Source organism: Microbacterium sp. 67-17, assembly GCF_001898325.1.
Lineage (GTDB): Bacteria > Actinomycetota > Actinomycetes > Actinomycetales > Microbacteriaceae > Microbacterium > Microbacterium schleiferi.
Map to the genome: position 1 here is coordinate 127,952 of NZ_MKTR01000034.1, position 17,106 is coordinate 145,057.

The window sequence follows — 17,106 nt, forward strand, 5'->3', positions numbered from 1 at the left end:
GTCACACTCTAGGGGTCGGCGGTGGCTCGGTGAGGGAGGCGATAATCTCGACACAGTCCGAAGGAGTGGGGATGACCGAGCCGACCGATCCTGTTGCCGACCTGCTGCGTTTGCGCGCGACCATCGACAACATCGACGCTGCCCTGATCTTCATGCTCGCGGAGCGTTTTCGCGCTACCAAGCAGGTGGGTGTCTTGAAGGCTGAGCACGGGATGCCGGCCTCGGATCCCACGCGAGAAGAGCAGCAGGTAGCCCGTCTTCGGCGCCTTGCTGAAGACGCGGAGCTGGATCCCGAGTTCGCGCAGAAATGGTTCTCGTTCATCGTTGCCGAAGTGATCCGTCATCACACCGAGGCCGCTGACGGGCGCTGAATCTTTCACCTCTACGTAACCACAAGCGGGGCTCCCGGCCAGCTGGCCGGGAGCCCCGTCTCGTTTCCTCGCGGCATCCGTCACGGGATGGCGCGGCGCAGGAGCCCGTAGGCGATCCCCGAGAGGACGACCAAGGTGATCACCAGACCAATCGCAAGCCCCTCGGGTCCCTGTGTGACGATCCAACCGAAGACCTGCCCCCAGGCGTTCAGCCGACCGATGAGCCACATCACGCCGACCAGCAGAAGACCCAACCCCACCAGGATGATCGTCAGGATGGCGGGGCCGAACCGCTTGTAGATCGTGGCGATCGCGAAGCCGGTGACAAAGAAGGTCATCGTCATGAACAGGATGAGCGCTGCTGCGACGACCGCTCCTGAGCTCCAGATCCAGTCGAGGTAGAAGAAGTATCCGTTGACGCCCCAGCCGTTGGTCGCCTGCTCGATGAACCCTCCGATGACGAAGATCACCGTGAGGATCGCCGAGGTCAGGGATGCCGTCAGCAGCGACCCGAGAAAGAACTCGCGCCGCGTGACGCTCATCGCCTGCGAGAACGGGAAGGTCTGGGTCGTGCCCATGATGCCGACGGCAAAGAAGTACCACATCGGCGCCTGCGCACCGCCGCCGTACTTCACCGCCGCGGGAGGCAGCATCGCCCAGATCATGAGCGTGACCGCAAGGGTGCCGCCGAGCACAAGAAGCGGTACCCAGATGAACGTCTGCCTGTTGACCAGCTGCATGCGAACGACGTTTCCGACGCGGTTCATCGCCGGCCTCCCTTCGTCGTGGTGCGGGTATCGGATGCGGTGGCATCCGTGTCGTCGGCGTGCTGTGTCGTGCGGACGATCAACTGCTGCAGCGACACCGGACCGATATCAAGACCAGCAGCCGTCAGGCGGGAGCGCTCATCTGGGGACAGTGCGCCAGCGATTGTGACGGATGCCACCCGTCCGAGGCTCTCGCGGTGGAGCACCTCTCGCCCCGCGACGAAGGCATCGACGGCAGCGGCATCGCCCACGATCGCGGTGGCCTGATCGCGAACGTCGTCGGTGGCTGCATCCATGATGATCTGCCCCCGGTCGATGACGAGCACCCGCTCGATGAGGTTCGAGACTTCGTCGATGAGGTGGCTCGAGAGGATGACAGTGCGGGGATGCTCGGTGTAGTCCTCGAGTAGCCGATCGTAGAAGATCTGACGCGCGACGGCATCCAGGCCCAGGTACGGCTCGTCGAAGAAGGTCACTTCTGCCCGCGAGGCAAGGCCGATGATCACGCCGACGGCCGAGAGCTGGCCGCGGGAGAGCTTCTTGATGCGGGTGCGCACCGGCAGGCGGAAGTCTGCGATCAGGCGATCGGCGAGCTCCTGGTTCCAGTTGGGGAAGAAAAGCTTCGCCGTCGCGAATGCGTGGATGGGCTTGGCGTCGTCGGGGTATTTCTGGCTCTCCCGCACGAAGCACATGCGGCGCAGCACCCGAGCGTTCTCATACGGGTGCTCGCCGAACACGCGCACGTCACCCGACGTCGCGAAGTTCTGAGCAGTGAGGATCGACATCACGGTGGTCTTGCCCGCACCGTTTCGCCCCAGCAGCCCATAGATGGTGTTCTTGTGGATCGAGAAGCTCACGTCATCGACGGCGACGGCGTCGCGGTAGCGCTTCGTGAGGTTCCTCACCTCGATCACGCTCTCAGCGGCACCCGAGGGGGGTGCGACATCGTTGATGGTCATTGGTCGCCTTCCGTCGTTGTCGTGTGCGCGTGCTCCCGAAGCAACTGCGCGAGGTCTTCGGAGCCGAGCCCGAGCTTGCGGGCCTCGGCCAGGAGGGGGGTCAGGTAACGGTCGCGGAACGCTGCACGCCGTTCGACGAGCAGACTTTCGCGAGCGCCCGGGGCGACGAACATGCCGATGCCCCGTCGCTTGTAGAGCACGCCCTTGTCGACGAGCATCGTCACTCCCTTCGCTGCCGTGGCGGGGTTGATGCGATAGAAGGCGGCGAGTTCGTTCGTGGAGGGTGCCTGTGCCTCTTCGGCCAGGCTCCCGTCAACGATCGAGTCCTCGACGCTCTCCGCGATCTGCAAGAAGAGGGCCTTGCCTTCTTCGATCATCCGCGCCTCCGTGGTGTTCCTGGGTTAGTTACTCAAGTAGGTAACCATGGAACGCAGGATGCGTCAAGCGCGGCATCCATCGACGTCGCGTGGGTCGCCGGGGGCGCTCGTTTGGAGCTGGTTTCAGGGGCGCGGGGTGCGGGAGGGGACGGGCCAGACGCCCGGACGGGCGGATGCGCCCGGCGGGGATGCCGAATCGGAGGGCTTCGTCACGGGAGGTGCGGCCGGGGACGACGCGGGAAGTTCGAGAGCGACACGCTCTTCGAGGATCGTGATCGCCTCATCCGAGACCGCGAGCAGACCGTCGAGCTCGTCGCGCACTCGCCGGTACGCGAGCTGCCGCTCGGCGGGGGTCGCAGCCTGATCGATCGCGACGCTCAGCAGCTGCTGGGCCGTGCTCAGGCGCTTGCGCTCTTCGGCGGTGAACGACGAGTCACGGATGCGGCGGGCCTCGCGCTCGGCCAGATCGAACGCGACCTCGTAGTCGGTCACGGCAGCGCGGTACTCGGTGAACTGATCCTTCGAGAGCTTCGCGTTCTCGGAGTCGGGACGCAGCCGGTCGGCGACCTTCTTGGCACGCAGAAAGGCCGCCGTGAGCGGCTGGCGGCCATCGCTCATGGCGGGGAAGGCGATGATCTTGGCGATGTCCAGCTCGTACTCGAGCCAGCGCCTGGTCACCGCGTCGTGCTCTGCCAGCAGCTTCTGAAGCGGCGTGACGGATGCTGAACTCGATGCGGTCGCGGTTCGTGGTGCCGTGCCCATTCCGGTGGCAACGGCCTCTTCGACCCGCTGCGCGAGAGGATCCGTCGGTGCTTTGGCGCCGGGAAGCGTAACGCCGATAAGGGGGCGGCCGCGCGCAGCGGCCTGCGCGGCGCGAATCTCGCCCTTGGCCTGCAGAATCTCGAGCCGCCGCTTATGTCTGCGCCGGGCGCCGCGCTCCCAGGCGCTGCCGATCATCCCCATGACACCCATCAGGGGGAAGACGAGCCACCAGTAGCTGCCGATGAACTGGAACAGCGGTTCCACGCCATCATGCTAACCGCGCTGTCCCCCACCGGGTACGGGGGAAAGCCCGAAGGGGGCTCAGCCGAACAGCAGAGCGAGGACGGTGGCGCCACCGCCCACGAGGATCAGCGAAACGATCACGACCCACGCGACGATCTTGATGCGTCGCTGTCGGGTCTCGCTGTAGACGTTGGTGTCGTCGTCGGACATGCGATCAGTCTAGAGGGCGGGCTCGGTGATCGTCGGACCGAACGCGGCGGGAAGGGTGGCCCGCGACGTCGCGCGCAGATCGGTCGCGGAAACCGTGAACAGTCCCTGGACTTCGAGGCTCGGGTCTTCGCCGTCGCCGGGGGCATCGGTCACCCCGATCCGCAGCACGGGATACCCACGCCCCTCGCACAGGCCGCGGAACTTCACGTCGTCCTCGCGGGGGACGGACACGAGAACGCGCCCGGTCGACTCGGAGAAGAGCGCGGATGCCGCATCCACGCCGTCGCGTTCGATGATCTCGTTCAGCCACACGCGGGCGCCGACACCGAAGCGCATGACGCACTCGGCGAGAGCCTGCGCGAGACCGCCGCTGGAGAGGTCGTGCGCGCTGGAGATCAGGCCCTGTAGCGCTCCGGCGTGCAGGAGGTCGGCCAGGCGCCGCTCGGCGGCAAGGTCGACTGCCGGCGGCCGACCGCCGAGGTGGTCGTGCACGGTCTGCGCCCACGCCGAGCCGCTGAGCTCGTTGGCTGTCACACCCAGCAGGTAGATGTTCTCGCCGGCATCCTGCCACCCCGACGGGATGCGGCGCGCGACGTCATCGATGATGCCGAGCACACCCACCACGGGGGTCGGGAAGATCGGCTGGTCGCCGGTCTGGTTGTAGAACGAGACGTTGCCGCCGGTGACCGGGATGCCGAGCTCGAGGCATCCGTCGGCGAGGCCATCGACGGCCTGCCCGAATTGCCACATGACCTCGGGGTTCTCGGGGCTGCCGAAGTTCAGGCAGTCGGTCACCGCGACGGGTTTGGCGCCCGTGACGGCGACGTTCCGGTAGGCCTCCGCGAGGGCGAGCTGGGCGCCCCGGTAGGGGTCCAGCTGGCAGTAGCGACCGTTGCAGTCTGTCGCGATGGAGAAACCGAGGCCCGACTCCTCATCGACGCGCACCATGCCGGCGTCATCGGGGAACGAGAGGGCGGTGTTGCCGAGCACGTAGTAGTCGTACTGGTTGGTGATCCAGGAGGTGTCGGCGAGGTTCGGGCTCGCAACGAGTGCCAGGAACTGCTCCCGCAACTCGTCGGGCTCACTCGGCCGCTGCAGTGCGCTCGCCGAGTCGTCGCGGAGGGCATCGATCCAGGTCGGGTAGGCGACCGGTCGCTCGTAAACGGGTCCATCGACCGCGACGGTGGAGGGGTCGACATCCACGATCTGCTCGCCGTGCCAGAAGATCTGCAGGCGGCCGTCGCCGGTGACCTCGCCGAGCACGCTCGTCTCGACCTCCCACCGGCCGACGACCTCGAGGAACGCGTCGAGCTTCTCGGGGGCGACGATCGCCATCATCCGCTCTTGAGACTCGCTCATCAGGATCTCTTCGGGAGTCAGGCTCGGATCACGCAGCAGCACCTGCTCGAGGTCGACGCGCATGCCGCTGCCGCCGTTGGCGGCCAGCTCGCTCGTGGCACACGAGATGCCGGCGGCGCCGAGGTCTTGGATCGCCTCGACGAGGTTCGCCTTGTAGAGCTCGAGGCAGCACTCGATGAGCACCTTCTCGGCGAACGGGTCGCCAACCTGCACCGCGGGCCGCTTGGTCGGGCCGCCGTCGGCGAAGGTGTCGGAGGCGAGGATGGATGCGCCGCCGATGCCGTCGCCGCCGGTGCGGGCACCGAACAGCACGACCTTGTTGCCGGCGCCCGAGGCGTTCGCGAGCTTCAGGTCTTCGTGGCGCAGCACCCCCACGGCGAGGGCGTTGACGAGCGGATTGCCCTGATAGACGGCATCGAACACGGTCTCGCCGCCGATGTTGGGAAGGCCCAGGCAGTTGCCGTAGAACGAGATGCCGCTGACGACGCCGTGCACGACGCGGGCGGTGTCGGGGTTGTCGATGGCGCCGAAACGCAGCTGGTCCATGACGGCGACGGGGCGGGCGCCCATGGAGATGATGTCGCGGACGATACCGCCGACGCCGGTCGCGGCACCCTGGAAGGGTTCGATGTAGCTCGGGTGGTTGTGGGACTCGACCTTGAAGGTCACCGCCCAGCCCTCGCCGATGTCGACGACGCCGGCGTTCTGGCCCATGCCGACCATGAGGCGCTCGCGCATCTCATCCGAGACCTTCTGCCCGAACCGGCGCAGATAGATCTTGCTGGACTTGTAGGAGCAGTGCTCGCTCCACATGACGGAGTACATGGCCAGCTCACCGCTCGTGGGTCGGCGGCCGAGAATCTCGCGGATCTGCGCGTACTCGTCATCCTTCAGGCCGAGCGCGCCGTACGGCTGCTCGCGCTCGGGCGTGGCTGCGGCGTTCTCGACGGTGTCGGCGGCTGCTCGGGCGGGAGTGATCGGGGTGCTCACGGGGTGGGACTCCAGTGGTCGAGGATGCCGAGACCGGCGCCAGCGTGCGGGCCGCTCCAGTCTACGCGGCGGCCGCTTTCGGCATCCGTGTCGGTTCGTGCTCGTCTTCGGGCGCTCGACGTGCCGGCGCGGTCTTGTCGCAACGGCGCAGTTCTTGCCCGACTCGCCGGGCGACGGATGCCGCAGGCGGGGTGTCGCGCAATCCGTGCGCCGTTGCGACTCGCGCGTCAGACCCGTTCTGTGTTGACACGCCGCTCCTCACTCGACCGAGTGGCGCTCGCCGCGGGCTGGAGGAGTGTAGGTGCACGTGTCGCCGGCGCACAGTTGCGGCTTAGTGCGCGCGAAGCGGCGGGCTAGCTCGCACCCCACGCAGATGCCGAAAGCCGACTCGGCGAACAGCAGCAACAGGCATCCGGCGCAGATGGTCTGCGCGATCACCGCCGGCAGCCCGAGCCATCCGAGCGACAGACACCCGAGGAGCGCCATCGTGAATCCAAGACCCCACGCGAACTGCTTGGGCGAGGCATCGACCCATTCGGGCCGCTGTGGGCGCGTGATGAGGGTGCCGATCAGAAGGGTGGGGGTGAAGCGCGTCCCGATAAACAGGCGCAGGAACATTTCGAAGGCGAACAGGATGCCGAACCCGCGCATGTACTGCAGGTCGCCGGTGATCACACCGAAGAGCCAGGCGCTGAAGCCCAGGAGGAACAGGATGCCGGCCGACGCGCGCACTGCCCGCTCATTGATGACGGGGATGTCGATGCCGTCAACCCATTCGCCGATGACGGGCCGGGCACTGCGGTCGGCGGCGGGTGAAGTCATGGTGCCAATAATACCCCCTGGGGTATCAGTCCTCGATGCCACTCGGTTCGCATGACCGTTCAGTCGCGCCGTGACGTGGGTTCGTCAGCCCTCCGCCCGCACCAAGGCGCGACCGAATAGTGGTGCAGATTCTTCAGTCGCGCCGTTTCGCGGGTTGGCGCGGCGCGAACCCGCACAAGGCCGCGACCGAACCGAGGCCCTACGCTGTCTGCGTGGACTTCTCCTTCGCCTTCACGCCCGACCTGATCGCGGTCTTCGTCACGCTGTTCGTCCTCGAGATCGTGCTGGGCGTCGACAACGTCATCTTCATCTCGATCCTCGCCTCCAAGCTCCCCAAGGAGCAGCAGGCCCGCGCCCGCAACCTCGGTCTGACGCTCGCGATGCTCATCCGGGTCGGCCTCGTCTTCGCGGCAGGGTGGATCATCACGCTCACCGAACCGGTCGTGACCCTGTGGGGTATCTCGTTCTCGTGGAAGGACTTCATCCTCATCGCGGGCGGGCTCTTCCTCGTCTACAAGGCGGTCACCGAGATCCACCACAAGCTCGAGGGCGCCGAAGAGGACCACGGCGAAGGCGCGGGTGCACGCAAGAGCGTGAGCTTCGGATCGGTCATCGCGCAGATCCTTCTGCTCGACATCGTCTTCTCGCTCGACTCCGTCATCACGGCCGTCGGCATGACCTCGAACATGGTCATCATCATCACCGTCGTGGTGCTCTCGTTCGGCATCATGCTCTTCGCGTCGAGGTTCATCTTCGCGTTCGTCAACGCGCACCCGACCGTGAAGATGCTCGCACTGTCGTTCCTGCTGCTGATCGGCGTCTTCCTCATCGCCGAGGGCTTCCACATCAAGATCGACAAGGCATTCATCTACGGTCCGATGGCCTTCGCGATCTTCGTCGAGGCGCTGAACCTCACGTACTCGTCACGCAAGGCAAAGCGCGAGCAGAAGAAGCGGCAGTCCGTGCAATTGCGGCCCCAGTACCCGGATATCGACGAGTCAGCCGCCGTCGCCGCGGCGCTGTCGAAGGATCCCGCCTCCGGCTCCGTCGGCCTCTCGCGCAAGCCCGTGGTCGGCGAGGGAGGTGCGGCGGCCGCGCCGCACCGGGAGGGCCTCGGCTGAGGATCAGCCTGCAGCGGCTTCGGCTACCGCTGCGGCGAAGCGCGCAGCATCCGTGCCGTCTTCACGCACCTCGAACACCGTGCCGTCGATGACCAGCAACGGGACATGGTCGACGACCTGGTCGGTGCCGGGGATCGGCGCGCCGAGCCAGGCGTCGTTGGCTGCGCTCGCCAGGCTCGCGTAGTCGGCGATTGCTGTCGAGAGGTCGGATGCCGCGCCCGCCGTGGTCGCGAAGCCGAGGAGTTCCTCGTCGCTGGGTGAATGATCTGCCGTGACTTGGTTCCGCTGGATCAGCGCGTACAGCGGCAGGAGCGCGTCATCTTCTCCCGCAGCTGCGACGCCGAGAAGCAGGGCGGCGGCCCGGGTCGAGTAGTCGGTGACGTCACCGCGCTTGGCGCTCACGTACGTCATCGGATGCAGCGTCCACGTCGCGGTGCCGTCGGCGACGAAGGCCGCGAGGTCGTCGCCGATAGCCTCGTCGAGGGTCATGCAGTGCGGGCAGGACGGGTCGCTCCAGAGTTGAATGTCGACAGCGCCGTCTCCGACGACGATTCCCGCTACCGGGTCGATGGATGCGGGTGAGGGAGCAGTTGCAGCGGCCGGCGAGCACGCGACGGCGGCAAGTGCGACAGTGGGGATGAGGGCGAGGCATCCGACCATGCGGCGCCGAGACGAACCGAACACGCTGCCGTTCTACGCCGAGAGTCGGCGCATCGCCAATCGTTCAGTGAAGCCCACGACGCTCACCCCTGATGTGGTCAGACCATATGGCGGATTCCACCAAACGCCCGGGCAGAACCACTCGATGGTGTCGCGCAGCGGTATCCATGAGAGAGCGCGACACTACCCGGTATGCATATCGCGCTCAGGGAGATCCGAATGTCGGTGAGGCAAAGCCTGTTGGCGATCCTGGCGCAGGGGCCGTGCTACGGCTATCAGTTGCGGTCGGAGTTCGAACGTCGCACCGGATCGAGCTCGGCGCTCAACGTCGGCCAGATCTACAGCACTCTCGAGCGGCTCGAGCGCGACGGCCTCGTTTCGCGGGGCGCAGCCGACGAGGCCGGACACATCTACTGGCAGATCACGGATGCCGGCCGCGGCGAGGCCCGCGCATGGCTGGCATCTCCGGTCGAACGCACCCCCGGCACCCGGGATGAACTCGCGATCAAGCTTGCGCTCGCGGCGACGCTTCCGGGGGTGGATGTCTTCGAGCTCATCAGCACGCAGCGGCAAACGTCGGCGGCGCGGCTCGAGACCTTGCGTCGTGCTGTGGTCGAGGGGAGCGGCTTCGAGGGTCCGGAAGATCTCGCCTGGAAGATCATCACCGATGCGACGATCTTCGCCGCCGAGGCCGAGGTTCGCTGGCTCGATCACGTCGAGGAGCGGCTAACGAGGCATCCGGCGCGCGAGATGGGGCTTGAGATCGAGACCCAGCGTCCCAGGCGCGGAAGACCCCTCAAGACCGGTCCTCTCGCCGCCGGTCCGTGAATGCGGAATCGATAACGCATAGGTTCTCCGCCGCTCGCGCTGACCGCATACCGGGGGGGAGTATCCTGGGGCCGATAGATCATGCTGGGTTTCGTCGCTCGTGAGCTTCGCCCGCCAGTGTCCTGGCGCTGGGCGATGTCGGTGGTGTTCGCCGCTCTCGTGGTCGCGGGCCTGTTGGGTATGCATACTCTTTCCGTCGGTCATCCTGCGCCGGCGCCTGTCTCGGTCATCGAGCACGGAGCCGAACACGAACAGGATGCGATGGCAGAGCCATCAGGGGTACCCGACGCCGGTTGTGCCGATTGCGGCGGCGCCGCGCACGAGGCGATGACGCTAGCGTGCGTGCTTGGTCTGCTCGTCACGGTCATATTGGTGGCTCGGACCGGCCCAGGAGTGGTCCGTCGGCTCGGTCGACCGTGCATTGTCGCCCTCGCAATCCGGCCCCCGATTCCTGTGCCCTTGAGGCCGCCTTCTCTTCTCGAATTGTCGATCAGTCGTACGTGATGTGACGTCGCCGCGACCCGCGCGGTCGCGAAATGAGTCATGCCCGTACACGGGCCAACTTCACGCTCGATTGGAAGGACAGGTTTGTCATGAAGAAGTCTCGTTTGGTCGCGCTGTCGGCGGCGCCGCTTGCATCGGTGTTGTTGTTTGCGGGGTGCGCCGGTGCCGGATCGGGTTCGATGCCGAGCATGGAACACGGCGAGGGGATGCCTCCCTCTGCGTCATCGTCTCTGGTGGAGGCGGAGTTCAATGCCTCCGACTCGATGTTCGCGATGATGATGATTCCGCATCACCAGCAGGCGGTGGAGATGAGCGACATGGTGCTGGCGAAATCCGGCGTCGATCAGCGGGTACGGGAGCTTGCGCAGCAGATCAAAGACGCGCAGGCCCCGGAGATCGAGCTGATGCAGTCGTGGCTCGAAGATTGGGGGATGCCGCATGCGGGTGGCATGGACGGCATGGACATGGGTGACGGCATGATGTCCGACGACGACATGGCGGCGCTGGAGGCTGCTGAGGGCGCGGAGGCTGCCCGGCTGTTCCTGGAACAGATGATCACTCACCACGAGGGCGCGATCGAGATGGCGCAGGCCGAAATGTCTCAAGGTCGACACCCGGACGTGATTGCTCTCGCGCAGACGATCGCCGATGCACAGACGGCCGAGATCGCCCTGATGCGGGCTCTGCTGACGCAGCTCTAGAGACTCGCGGGGGTGTCATCGGGCCTGCGCCGGTGGCGCCCCTGCCGCGACTGAAAGGGACGCATATGCCAATTCACCTGCGTGCGGCCGCGGCCGCCATTGTTCTGGCCGAGCTGATCATGCTGGCCGGGTGCGCGTCGGCGGAACCACCGTCGACGGGCACCTCTCATGCCGCGATGGCATCCCATGTACACGCCATCGTTCCTGATCCCGAGGGCGACGGGTTTCTTCTCGGCACTCACGAAGGCATCCTCGCGGTGAGCGCGGAAGGAGAACTGCTCTCGCGGGTTGGCTCCTACGGTTTCGATGCGATGGGACTCACTGTCGTGGGCGAGGATCTGATCGCGTCAGGGCACCCCGGGGCAGACACCCCACCCGAACTCGGCGATCACAATCTCGGCATTGTCCGTAGCGCAGACGCCGGGGTGAGCTGGGAACCGGCGGCGTTTACCGGCGAGAAGGACTTCCACGCTCTCGCTGCCGGCAGCGATGGCACCGTGTACGGGCTGGCCACCGATGCCATCGACGTATTGGCCAGTAAGGACGGAGGTGACTCGTGGGCTCCGACGGGTGGCCAGCTGATGGCGGTCGGTCTTGTGGTCACCAGTGGCGGAAACGTCGTCGCCGCAACACCAGACGGGCTGCGGGTCAGCACCGATGGGGCGCGGTCGTTCGAGCCATGGCCAGGCGCGCCCATGCTCTACGCGTTATCTGTGTCACCGAACGGTGAGCTCATCGCCGGGGTGGATGCGGATGAGAAGATCTGGGTCCATGTGTCCGGGGCGAGTGCGTGGAAGGAGGTGGGCATCGTGCACGGAACCGCTCAAGCGACCGCGATCACCGATACCGGGAGCATTCTTGTCGCGGACGACAGTGGTCTCACCCTGCTTCCGCCTGCACCCTGACCCCGATCGATCGGCAACGGCCTTCGTGGATGTTGCAACGCAGAGCGCGCGAGCGCGAGACGGATGCCGCGGGCACGGCTCACCAGAGCACGGTGATACCGGCCGCTGCAGCGAGTCCCGCAATCGCTAGCGGCCACCACAGCCATGCTCGTCGGGCGGGCAGGAACGGCATCCGCGGCCCGCGTGCTGCCCGGAGAATCAGTACTGCCGCAGCGGCGAGAGTGGGGGCCAGTGCCAGGCCCCATACCCAGCCACCCACCGCGAACCACGGTCCGCTGATCCACAGCACAAGCAGCGCGAAGGTCGCCCACGCGAGGTCGCTGGCTGAGGGGAGCCATGACCGCGCCCGCACCGCTCGGATCAGCGCTATCGCTCCAAAGAGCACCGCGAGAGCGAAGGGGAGCCAGCCGGAGATCACACTAGCCTCGTCGGGGCCCGGGATCGAGGAGCCTGTGGCGTACGCGAGGACCACGTCCTCGACGGGAGCGACGCTGTTCGACAGGATGAGGAAGCCTGTTCCTGCGGCGAGGTCGAGGGTCAGGAACGTGCGGAAGCCTCCCGTGGCGCCGTTGTGCCAGGTCTGGGCGCCGGTTCCGTCGAAGGACGGTGAGGTGAGCCAGCCCCACCCGATCTCGGTGTCAGTACCCATTGGCGCAGTGGGCTGGAGTGCTGCCGCGCCTGGAGCTGTCCCGTCGAGGTTCGCTTGCGCCCAGATCGCCAGGTCGGATGCTGTGGTGAAGGTCGCTGATCCGGCGGGGAGGTACCCCTCTCCCCACCAGCGCGGGGCGCGCGTGCCGTTGAGAAGGTACCCGGGGACAGCATCCTCGGGTACCTGGTCGGCGGTCGCTGCGACGACGGTGTGGTCCATGCCGAGCGGTTCCGTGAGGCGTTCCCGGAGGAGCGTCGCGTAGTCGTCGACCCCTGCCGCTTCGACGAGTGCGGTGCCGAGCAGGGCGACGGCGAAGTTCGAGTAGACCGTGCCCTGGTCGGGGTCGACGGGTGCGACGGCGGCGTCCGCGATCAGTTGTTCCGTGCTCGTCGAGGCGTAGGGGTTCTCGTTCAAGAGCAGGCTCTCGAGCGTGCTCGCGACGGCGGTTTCGCCCAGGCCCGGAAGACCCGAGGAGTGCTGCGACAAGGATGCGAGCGTCACCGCACCTGCGGGTGTTCCCGTCAGCGCGTCGAGGTACTGCGAGAGCGGGTCATCGGGGGAAACTTCGCCGCGCTCGATCGCGTCCGCGAACAGCGCGCCCGTGAAGGTCTTGGTAATCGATCCGAGTTCAAAGACCGTGTCTGGGCCGGGAGCGCCGGAATGTGCGGGATCCGCGTCGCCGATGCCCGCGAAGACAGGTCCGTTCGGACCGATCTCTGCGACAGACAGGGAGCGGAAGCCATCAAAGCTGCCGGGGAGGGACTGGATGCTGTCAGCGAGGCGTTCGTTCCCCGTCTGTGATGTGCTCACGGTCTGATGGTGGGGGCCGAAGGCTGCGCCTAGGCCCACCGCGACGATCGCGGATGCGGCGATCACCGCCAGGAGTAACGCCGCGGAACGTCCACGTGTCGGAGCGGGATCTGCCGGGTGCGCAGGGTCCGAGGTGGACGGGGAGGTCATTGCTGTACTGCTCCTAGCTCGCGGCGATCATGGTCAGAACAAGGAGGGGAACGATCCGCGGAGCAGGGACCTCGTAGTGTCCTCGACGAGGCGAGACGAGCCAACCGGCGCTGACGAGCTGGCGCAGGTGGTGATACAGCTGACCAGTGGAGGCGAACTGGTCGAGCTCGAGAAGCTCGGCTGTCGTCTGTGTGCCGGTGAGGATGCGGCGCACCAGTTCCAGACGAACAGGATGCCCGAGGGCCTCGACCGGACGCGCGAACTCGCTCCAATCCCTGTCGAGAAGGTCCTCGGCACGTAAGCCGTACTGCCAGCGGATCGGGCCGGCCGGCACCTCCACCACGCCAGCCATCATCACGACGCCGGGCGCGTGACGTGCGAGCGTGTTCACCAGCCACAACGGATCCTCCGAGGCCTCGGGAATCTGGGGTGTGGCGGCGTCCGGCGCAGTCTCGACACTGGTGGTGTCTCCCCCCTCGACCAGAGAGCGAAGGCGCTCTACCTCCCGCTCTAAGGCGCCAACGCGATGCTCAAGCTCGCCGCCCGTCTGCGTGTCCATAACCATGAGCCTATCAATAGTTCGTAATTACGTAAAAACACGTTCAGCGGGAGTAGGACCTCCGGCAGGTCTTAACCGCCCGGGGATTGACGGCGGCGTTCGCGTGTCCTAACGTACAACCAAATGGTTGTACAAAAGGACCTCACGGATGACGACATCGACCGCCTGTTCCACGCGCTCGCGGCGGCGACGCGACGCGACATCCTGCGTCGGACCATCGAGTCCGAGCACTCGGTCTCGGCGCTCGCACGGGACTATGACATGTCGTTCGCAGCAGTCCAGAAGCACGTCGCCGTCCTCGAAGAGGCTGGCCTCATCATCAAGCGCGCGGAGGGGCGCGAGCGTCTCGTTCGCGCCGATCCGACCATGATCGCCCGGGCCCGCGCCCTCCTCGCCCGCTACGAAGACCTGTGGCGCGCGCGCATCGACCGACTCGATGATCTGCTCGCCGAGCCTTCCGATCCACCGACCTCCACCCCCACGCAAAGGATCTGACCATGCCTGTCACCGCTGTCACCACCGACCCCGAAGCACTGACGATGACGCTTATCGGCGACTTCGCCGCGCCTGTCGAGCGCCTCTGGCGGGCGTTCACGGACCCGACCCAGCTCGACCGCTTCTGGGGCCCTCCGGGGTGGCCGGCGACCTTCACGTCGTTCGATCTCACCCCTGGGGGGCGCGCGCAGTATCAGATGACCAGCCCGCAGGGCGAGGTGTCGCGCGGCGGGTGGGAGTTCACGGCCATCGACGAGCCCCATCGATTCGAGGTGCTCGACTCGTTTCTCAACGGTGACGGCGACGTGCTCGAAGGCATGCCCACGATGCGCGTCGAGTTCCTCTTCGAGGCGACGCCCGAGGGCTCGCGACTCACCAACATCACCTACTTCGACTCGCTCGAAGCCCTGGAGCAGGTTGTCGAGTTCGGCGCCGTCGAAGGCTCGACCCTGGCCATGAACCAGCTCGATGCGGTGCTGCAGGACCTGCGGGAGTACGCGCAGGGCAAGGGGACTCAGACCGAGATCCTCAGCGATACCCACGTGCGGATCACGCGGCTGATCGAGGGGCCCCGAGATCTCGTGTGGCGGGCCCACACCGAGCCCGAGCTCATGAAGAAGTGGCTGCTGGGCCCTGACGGTTGGCGCATGATGGTGTGCGAGATCGATCCGACGGTCGGCGGGCGCTACCGCTACGAGTGGACGCCCGACGAGGGTGTCGACGGTGAGGCATTCGGGTTCGATGGCGAGACACTCGTGAGCGAGGCCCCGAGGCGCGCGGTGACCACCGAGCACATGACCGGCACCGACTTTCCGTCGACGCTCAACGACATGTCCCTCTACGAAGAGGACGGCGCGACCCTCATCACGCTGGTGATCGAGTACCCCGACAAGGACACCCGCGACATGGTCCTTGCCACCGGCATGACCGAGGGTATGGAGACCAGCTACGCCCGTCTGGAGCGCGAGCTCCTGTCGGCCTGATTCGCCGCTCGCGGCATCCGTCTCACGCGAAGGGTCGCAACACGCCGCTGCCGAGGTGCAGCGTACGGCGTGTTGCGACCCTTCGGCGAAGAGGGCGAATGCGGCGGGCGCGCGAAAGGGTCAGGATGTCTGAGCGAGGCCCTCTTCGAGAGCTACCCAGGCGAGCATCGCGCACTTCACGCGGGCGCTGAATTTCGAGACGCCTGAGAGGGCTGCGGCATCCTCGTAGACGTCCTCGTCGAGCTCGATCGTGCCGCGCGATCGCAGCGCCTCGCGGAAGCCATCGATCAGCTCAGCGGCCTTCTCGCGCGGCACGCCGTCGATGAGGTCGACGAGCATGGATGCCGACGCCTGCGAGATCGAGCAGCCCTGGCCCTCCCATGTCACGTCGCGAATCGTCTGCCCGTCTTCCGAGACCCGCACCCGCAGGGTCACTTCGTCGCCGCAGATCGGGTTGCGCTGGTAGCTCGTGCCAGTGTGGTCATCGGCCTCGGCAAGACCGAAGCCGTGCGGACGCTTGGAGTGGTCGAGGATCAGTTCCTGGTACAGGGATTCAAGACTCATCAGGATGCTCCGAAGAATGCGCGGACGCCACCGGTCGCGTCCAGGAATCGGTCGACCTCATCGGGGGTCGTGTAGACGGATGCCGAGGCCCGCACCGAAGCGGTGAGGCCGAACCGGCGGTGCAGGGGCTGCGCGCAGTGGTGGCCCACGCGCACCGCCACACCCCGCGAATCGAGGAACTGTCCGACGTCGTGAGCATGGACGCCGTCGACGGCGAACGCGGCAAGACCGACGCGCGGCGCGGCGTCAGTGTCGCCGAGAAGACGGATGCCGGGAATCTCACGCAGCCCGTCACGCATGCGCCGCTCGAGCTCGACCTCGTGGGCGTGGACCGCGTCCATGCCGAGCTCCTGCAGGTAGCGGGCAGCGGCGGCGAGGCCGACAGCCTGCGACACCGGCTGCGTCCCGGCCTCGAACCGCTGCGGCGAGGGCAGATACTGCGCCTCATCGAGGGTGACCGTCGTGATCATCGACCCGCCGGTGAGGAACGGCGGCAGGGCGTTGAGGAGTTCGCGCTTGCCGTAGAGTCCGCCGATGCCGTACGGGCCGAGCATCTTGTGGCCCGAGAACACGGCGAAGTCCACGCCGGTCGCCGGGAGGCCGATGCTGAGGTGCGGCACTGACTGACAGGCATCCATCACCGTGATCGCATCGGCGCTGCGCGCGAGGGCCATGAGGTCGTCGATGGGGTTGATGATGCCCAGCACGTTCGACACGTGCGGGAACGCGACGATCCGGGTGCGGTCGCCGATCAGTTCGGCGGCGGCATCCATGTCGAGGCGTCCGTCGTCCAGCACCGGGATGTGGCGCAGCCGCGCACCCGTGCGGGCAGCGAGTTCCTGCCACGGGATGAGGTTCGCATGGTGCTCGGACTCCGTGACGACGATCTCGTCATCGGGGCGCAGGGCAAAGCGCCGCGCAGCCTCGCCGCCCCGCCCGAGGGTCGCATTCCCGATCGCGTATGCGACGAGATTGATGCCGGCGGTGGCACCGGAAGTCCAGACGAGCTCCCCCTCGCCGGCGCCCACGAACGCGGCGACCGCCTCACGGGCATCCTCGAACGCGTCAGTGGACTCCGCTGCGAGCGTGTGAGCACCGCGGTGGACCGCGGCGTTCGTGTGGGTCAGAAACTCGACCTCGGCATCGATCACCTGCTGCGGCTTCTGGCTCGTCGCGGCAGAGTCCAGGTAGGCGAGCGGGTGGCCATTCACCTCCTGCGCGAGCAAGGGGAAGTCGGCGCGGATGGCGGCGAGATCCAGCGGGGTCACGGCAGGAACGGTCACCCCTCCAGCGTACGCGCCGTACGTGTCGGCGGAT

21 protein-coding genes are annotated in these 17,106 nt (G+C 66.6%); 8 read left to right on the forward strand and 13 right to left on the reverse strand.

Features of this window, described 5'->3' with window-relative positions:
* Positions 1-71 precede the first annotated feature (71 nt).
* Positions 72-371, forward strand: coding sequence for a chorismate mutase (locus BGO47_RS13750; RefSeq protein WP_292712760.1), 300 nt, complete (start codon positions 72-74; stop codon positions 369-371).
* A gap of 80 nt (positions 372-451) precedes the next feature.
* Here BGO47_RS13750 and BGO47_RS13755 read toward each other — a convergent pair whose 3' ends face one another.
* From BGO47_RS13755 to BGO47_RS13790, 8 genes are all read right to left on the reverse strand, one after another.
* Positions 452-1,138: a hypothetical protein gene (locus tag BGO47_RS13755; protein WP_292712762.1), complete on the reverse strand. Its 687-nt coding sequence runs from the start codon at positions 1,136-1,138 to the stop codon at positions 452-454.
* Entirely contained in the window at positions 1,135-2,097 is a 963-nt protein-coding gene (locus BGO47_RS13760) for an ABC transporter ATP-binding protein (protein WP_292712764.1), read from the reverse strand. The genes BGO47_RS13755 and BGO47_RS13760 overlap by 4 nt, the downstream gene beginning before the upstream one ends.
* Positions 2,094-2,474: a GntR family transcriptional regulator gene (locus BGO47_RS13765; RefSeq protein ID WP_292712766.1), complete on the reverse strand. Its 381-nt coding sequence runs from the start codon at positions 2,472-2,474 to the stop codon at positions 2,094-2,096. Before BGO47_RS13765 ends, BGO47_RS13760 begins: the two co-directional genes overlap by 4 nt.
* Positions 2,475-2,597: 123 nt before the next feature.
* Positions 2,598-3,500 carry a hypothetical protein gene (locus BGO47_RS13770; protein WP_292712767.1) on the reverse strand — a complete coding sequence of 301 codons (903 nt, stop codon included), beginning with the start codon at positions 3,498-3,500 and terminating at the stop codon, positions 2,598-2,600.
* 57 nt (positions 3,501-3,557) lie between these two features.
* Positions 3,558-3,689, reverse strand: coding sequence for a hypothetical protein (locus BGO47_RS13775; RefSeq protein ID WP_267189853.1), 132 nt, complete (start codon positions 3,687-3,689; stop codon positions 3,558-3,560).
* Between the two features lie 9 nt (positions 3,690-3,698).
* On the reverse strand, positions 3,699-6,038 hold the full coding sequence (gene purL / locus BGO47_RS13780) for a phosphoribosylformylglycinamidine synthase subunit PurL (protein WP_292712770.1): 2,340 nt from the start codon (positions 6,036-6,038) through the stop codon (positions 3,699-3,701).
* Between the two features lie 61 nt (positions 6,039-6,099).
* Positions 6,100-6,288 carry a hypothetical protein gene (locus tag BGO47_RS13785; RefSeq protein ID WP_292712772.1) on the reverse strand — a complete coding sequence of 63 codons (189 nt, stop codon included), beginning with the start codon at positions 6,286-6,288 and terminating at the stop codon, positions 6,100-6,102.
* 8 nt (positions 6,289-6,296) lie between these two features.
* Positions 6,297-6,860: a DUF4395 domain-containing protein gene (locus BGO47_RS13790; RefSeq protein WP_292712774.1), complete on the reverse strand. Its 564-nt coding sequence runs from the start codon at positions 6,858-6,860 to the stop codon at positions 6,297-6,299.
* A 212-nt stretch (positions 6,861-7,072) separates the two neighbouring features.
* Between BGO47_RS13790 and BGO47_RS13795 the strand changes: the two genes are divergently transcribed.
* Positions 7,073-7,981, forward strand: a complete 909-nt coding sequence (locus BGO47_RS13795; protein ID WP_292712776.1) for a TerC family protein — start codon at positions 7,073-7,075, stop codon at positions 7,979-7,981.
* 3 nt (positions 7,982-7,984) lie between these two features.
* On the opposite strand, the gene BGO47_RS13800 is transcribed toward BGO47_RS13795, so the two are convergent.
* Positions 7,985-8,665 carry a thioredoxin domain-containing protein gene (locus tag BGO47_RS13800; RefSeq protein WP_292712778.1) on the reverse strand — a complete coding sequence of 227 codons (681 nt, stop codon included), beginning with the start codon at positions 8,663-8,665 and terminating at the stop codon, positions 7,985-7,987.
* 195 nt (positions 8,666-8,860) lie between these two features.
* Here BGO47_RS13800 and BGO47_RS13805 point away from each other — a divergent pair, with 195 nt between their 5' ends.
* The 4 genes from BGO47_RS13805 (at position 8,861) to BGO47_RS13815 (ending at position 11,579) form a co-directional block, all read left to right on the forward strand.
* Positions 8,861-9,469 (forward strand): PadR family transcriptional regulator, encoded by a 609-nt coding sequence (locus tag BGO47_RS13805; RefSeq protein ID WP_292712780.1) that lies wholly within the window; start codon positions 8,861-8,863, stop codon positions 9,467-9,469.
* 135 nt (positions 9,470-9,604) lie between these two features.
* A complete protein-coding gene (locus BGO47_RS15140; protein WP_366246895.1) occupies positions 9,605-9,973 on the forward strand; it encodes a DUF6153 family protein in 369 nt (122 codons plus the stop codon).
* Positions 9,974-10,005: 32 nt separating this feature from the next.
* Positions 10,006-10,674 carry a DUF305 domain-containing protein gene (locus BGO47_RS13810; RefSeq protein WP_292712782.1) on the forward strand — a complete coding sequence of 223 codons (669 nt, stop codon included), beginning with the start codon at positions 10,006-10,008 and terminating at the stop codon, positions 10,672-10,674.
* 65 nt (positions 10,675-10,739) lie between these two features.
* Positions 10,740-11,579: a hypothetical protein gene (locus tag BGO47_RS13815; RefSeq protein WP_292712784.1), complete on the forward strand. Its 840-nt coding sequence runs from the start codon at positions 10,740-10,742 to the stop codon at positions 11,577-11,579.
* A gap of 79 nt (positions 11,580-11,658) precedes the next feature.
* Here the strand turns inward: BGO47_RS13815 and BGO47_RS13820 are convergent, their stop codons facing one another.
* Positions 11,659-13,038: a serine hydrolase domain-containing protein gene (locus BGO47_RS13820; RefSeq protein WP_292712786.1), complete on the reverse strand. Its 1,380-nt coding sequence runs from the start codon at positions 13,036-13,038 to the stop codon at positions 11,659-11,661.
* Between the two features lie 163 nt (positions 13,039-13,201).
* Positions 13,202-13,747 carry a helix-turn-helix domain-containing protein gene (locus BGO47_RS13825; RefSeq protein ID WP_292712788.1) on the reverse strand — a complete coding sequence of 182 codons (546 nt, stop codon included), beginning with the start codon at positions 13,745-13,747 and terminating at the stop codon, positions 13,202-13,204.
* A gap of 123 nt (positions 13,748-13,870) precedes the next feature.
* Between BGO47_RS13825 and BGO47_RS13830 the strand changes: the two genes are divergently transcribed.
* Both BGO47_RS13830 and BGO47_RS13835 read left to right on the forward strand, forming a co-directional pair.
* Positions 13,871-14,242: a metalloregulator ArsR/SmtB family transcription factor gene (locus BGO47_RS13830; protein WP_292712790.1), complete on the forward strand. Its 372-nt coding sequence runs from the start codon at positions 13,871-13,873 to the stop codon at positions 14,240-14,242.
* A 2-nt stretch (positions 14,243-14,244) separates the two neighbouring features.
* A complete protein-coding gene (locus BGO47_RS13835; RefSeq protein ID WP_292712792.1) occupies positions 14,245-15,225 on the forward strand; it encodes an SRPBCC family protein in 981 nt (326 codons plus the stop codon).
* Between the two features lie 120 nt (positions 15,226-15,345).
* On the opposite strand, the gene sufU is transcribed toward BGO47_RS13835, so the two are convergent.
* Complete coding sequence (gene sufU, locus BGO47_RS13840; protein ID WP_292713182.1) at positions 15,346-15,792, reverse strand: Fe-S cluster assembly sulfur transfer protein SufU; 447 nt, start codon at positions 15,790-15,792, stop codon at positions 15,346-15,348.
* Complete coding sequence (locus tag BGO47_RS13845) at positions 15,789-17,072, reverse strand: SufS family cysteine desulfurase (RefSeq protein WP_292712794.1); 1,284 nt, start codon at positions 17,070-17,072, stop codon at positions 15,789-15,791. The genes sufU and BGO47_RS13845 overlap by 4 nt, the downstream gene beginning before the upstream one ends.
* Positions 17,073-17,106 lie beyond the last annotated feature (34 nt).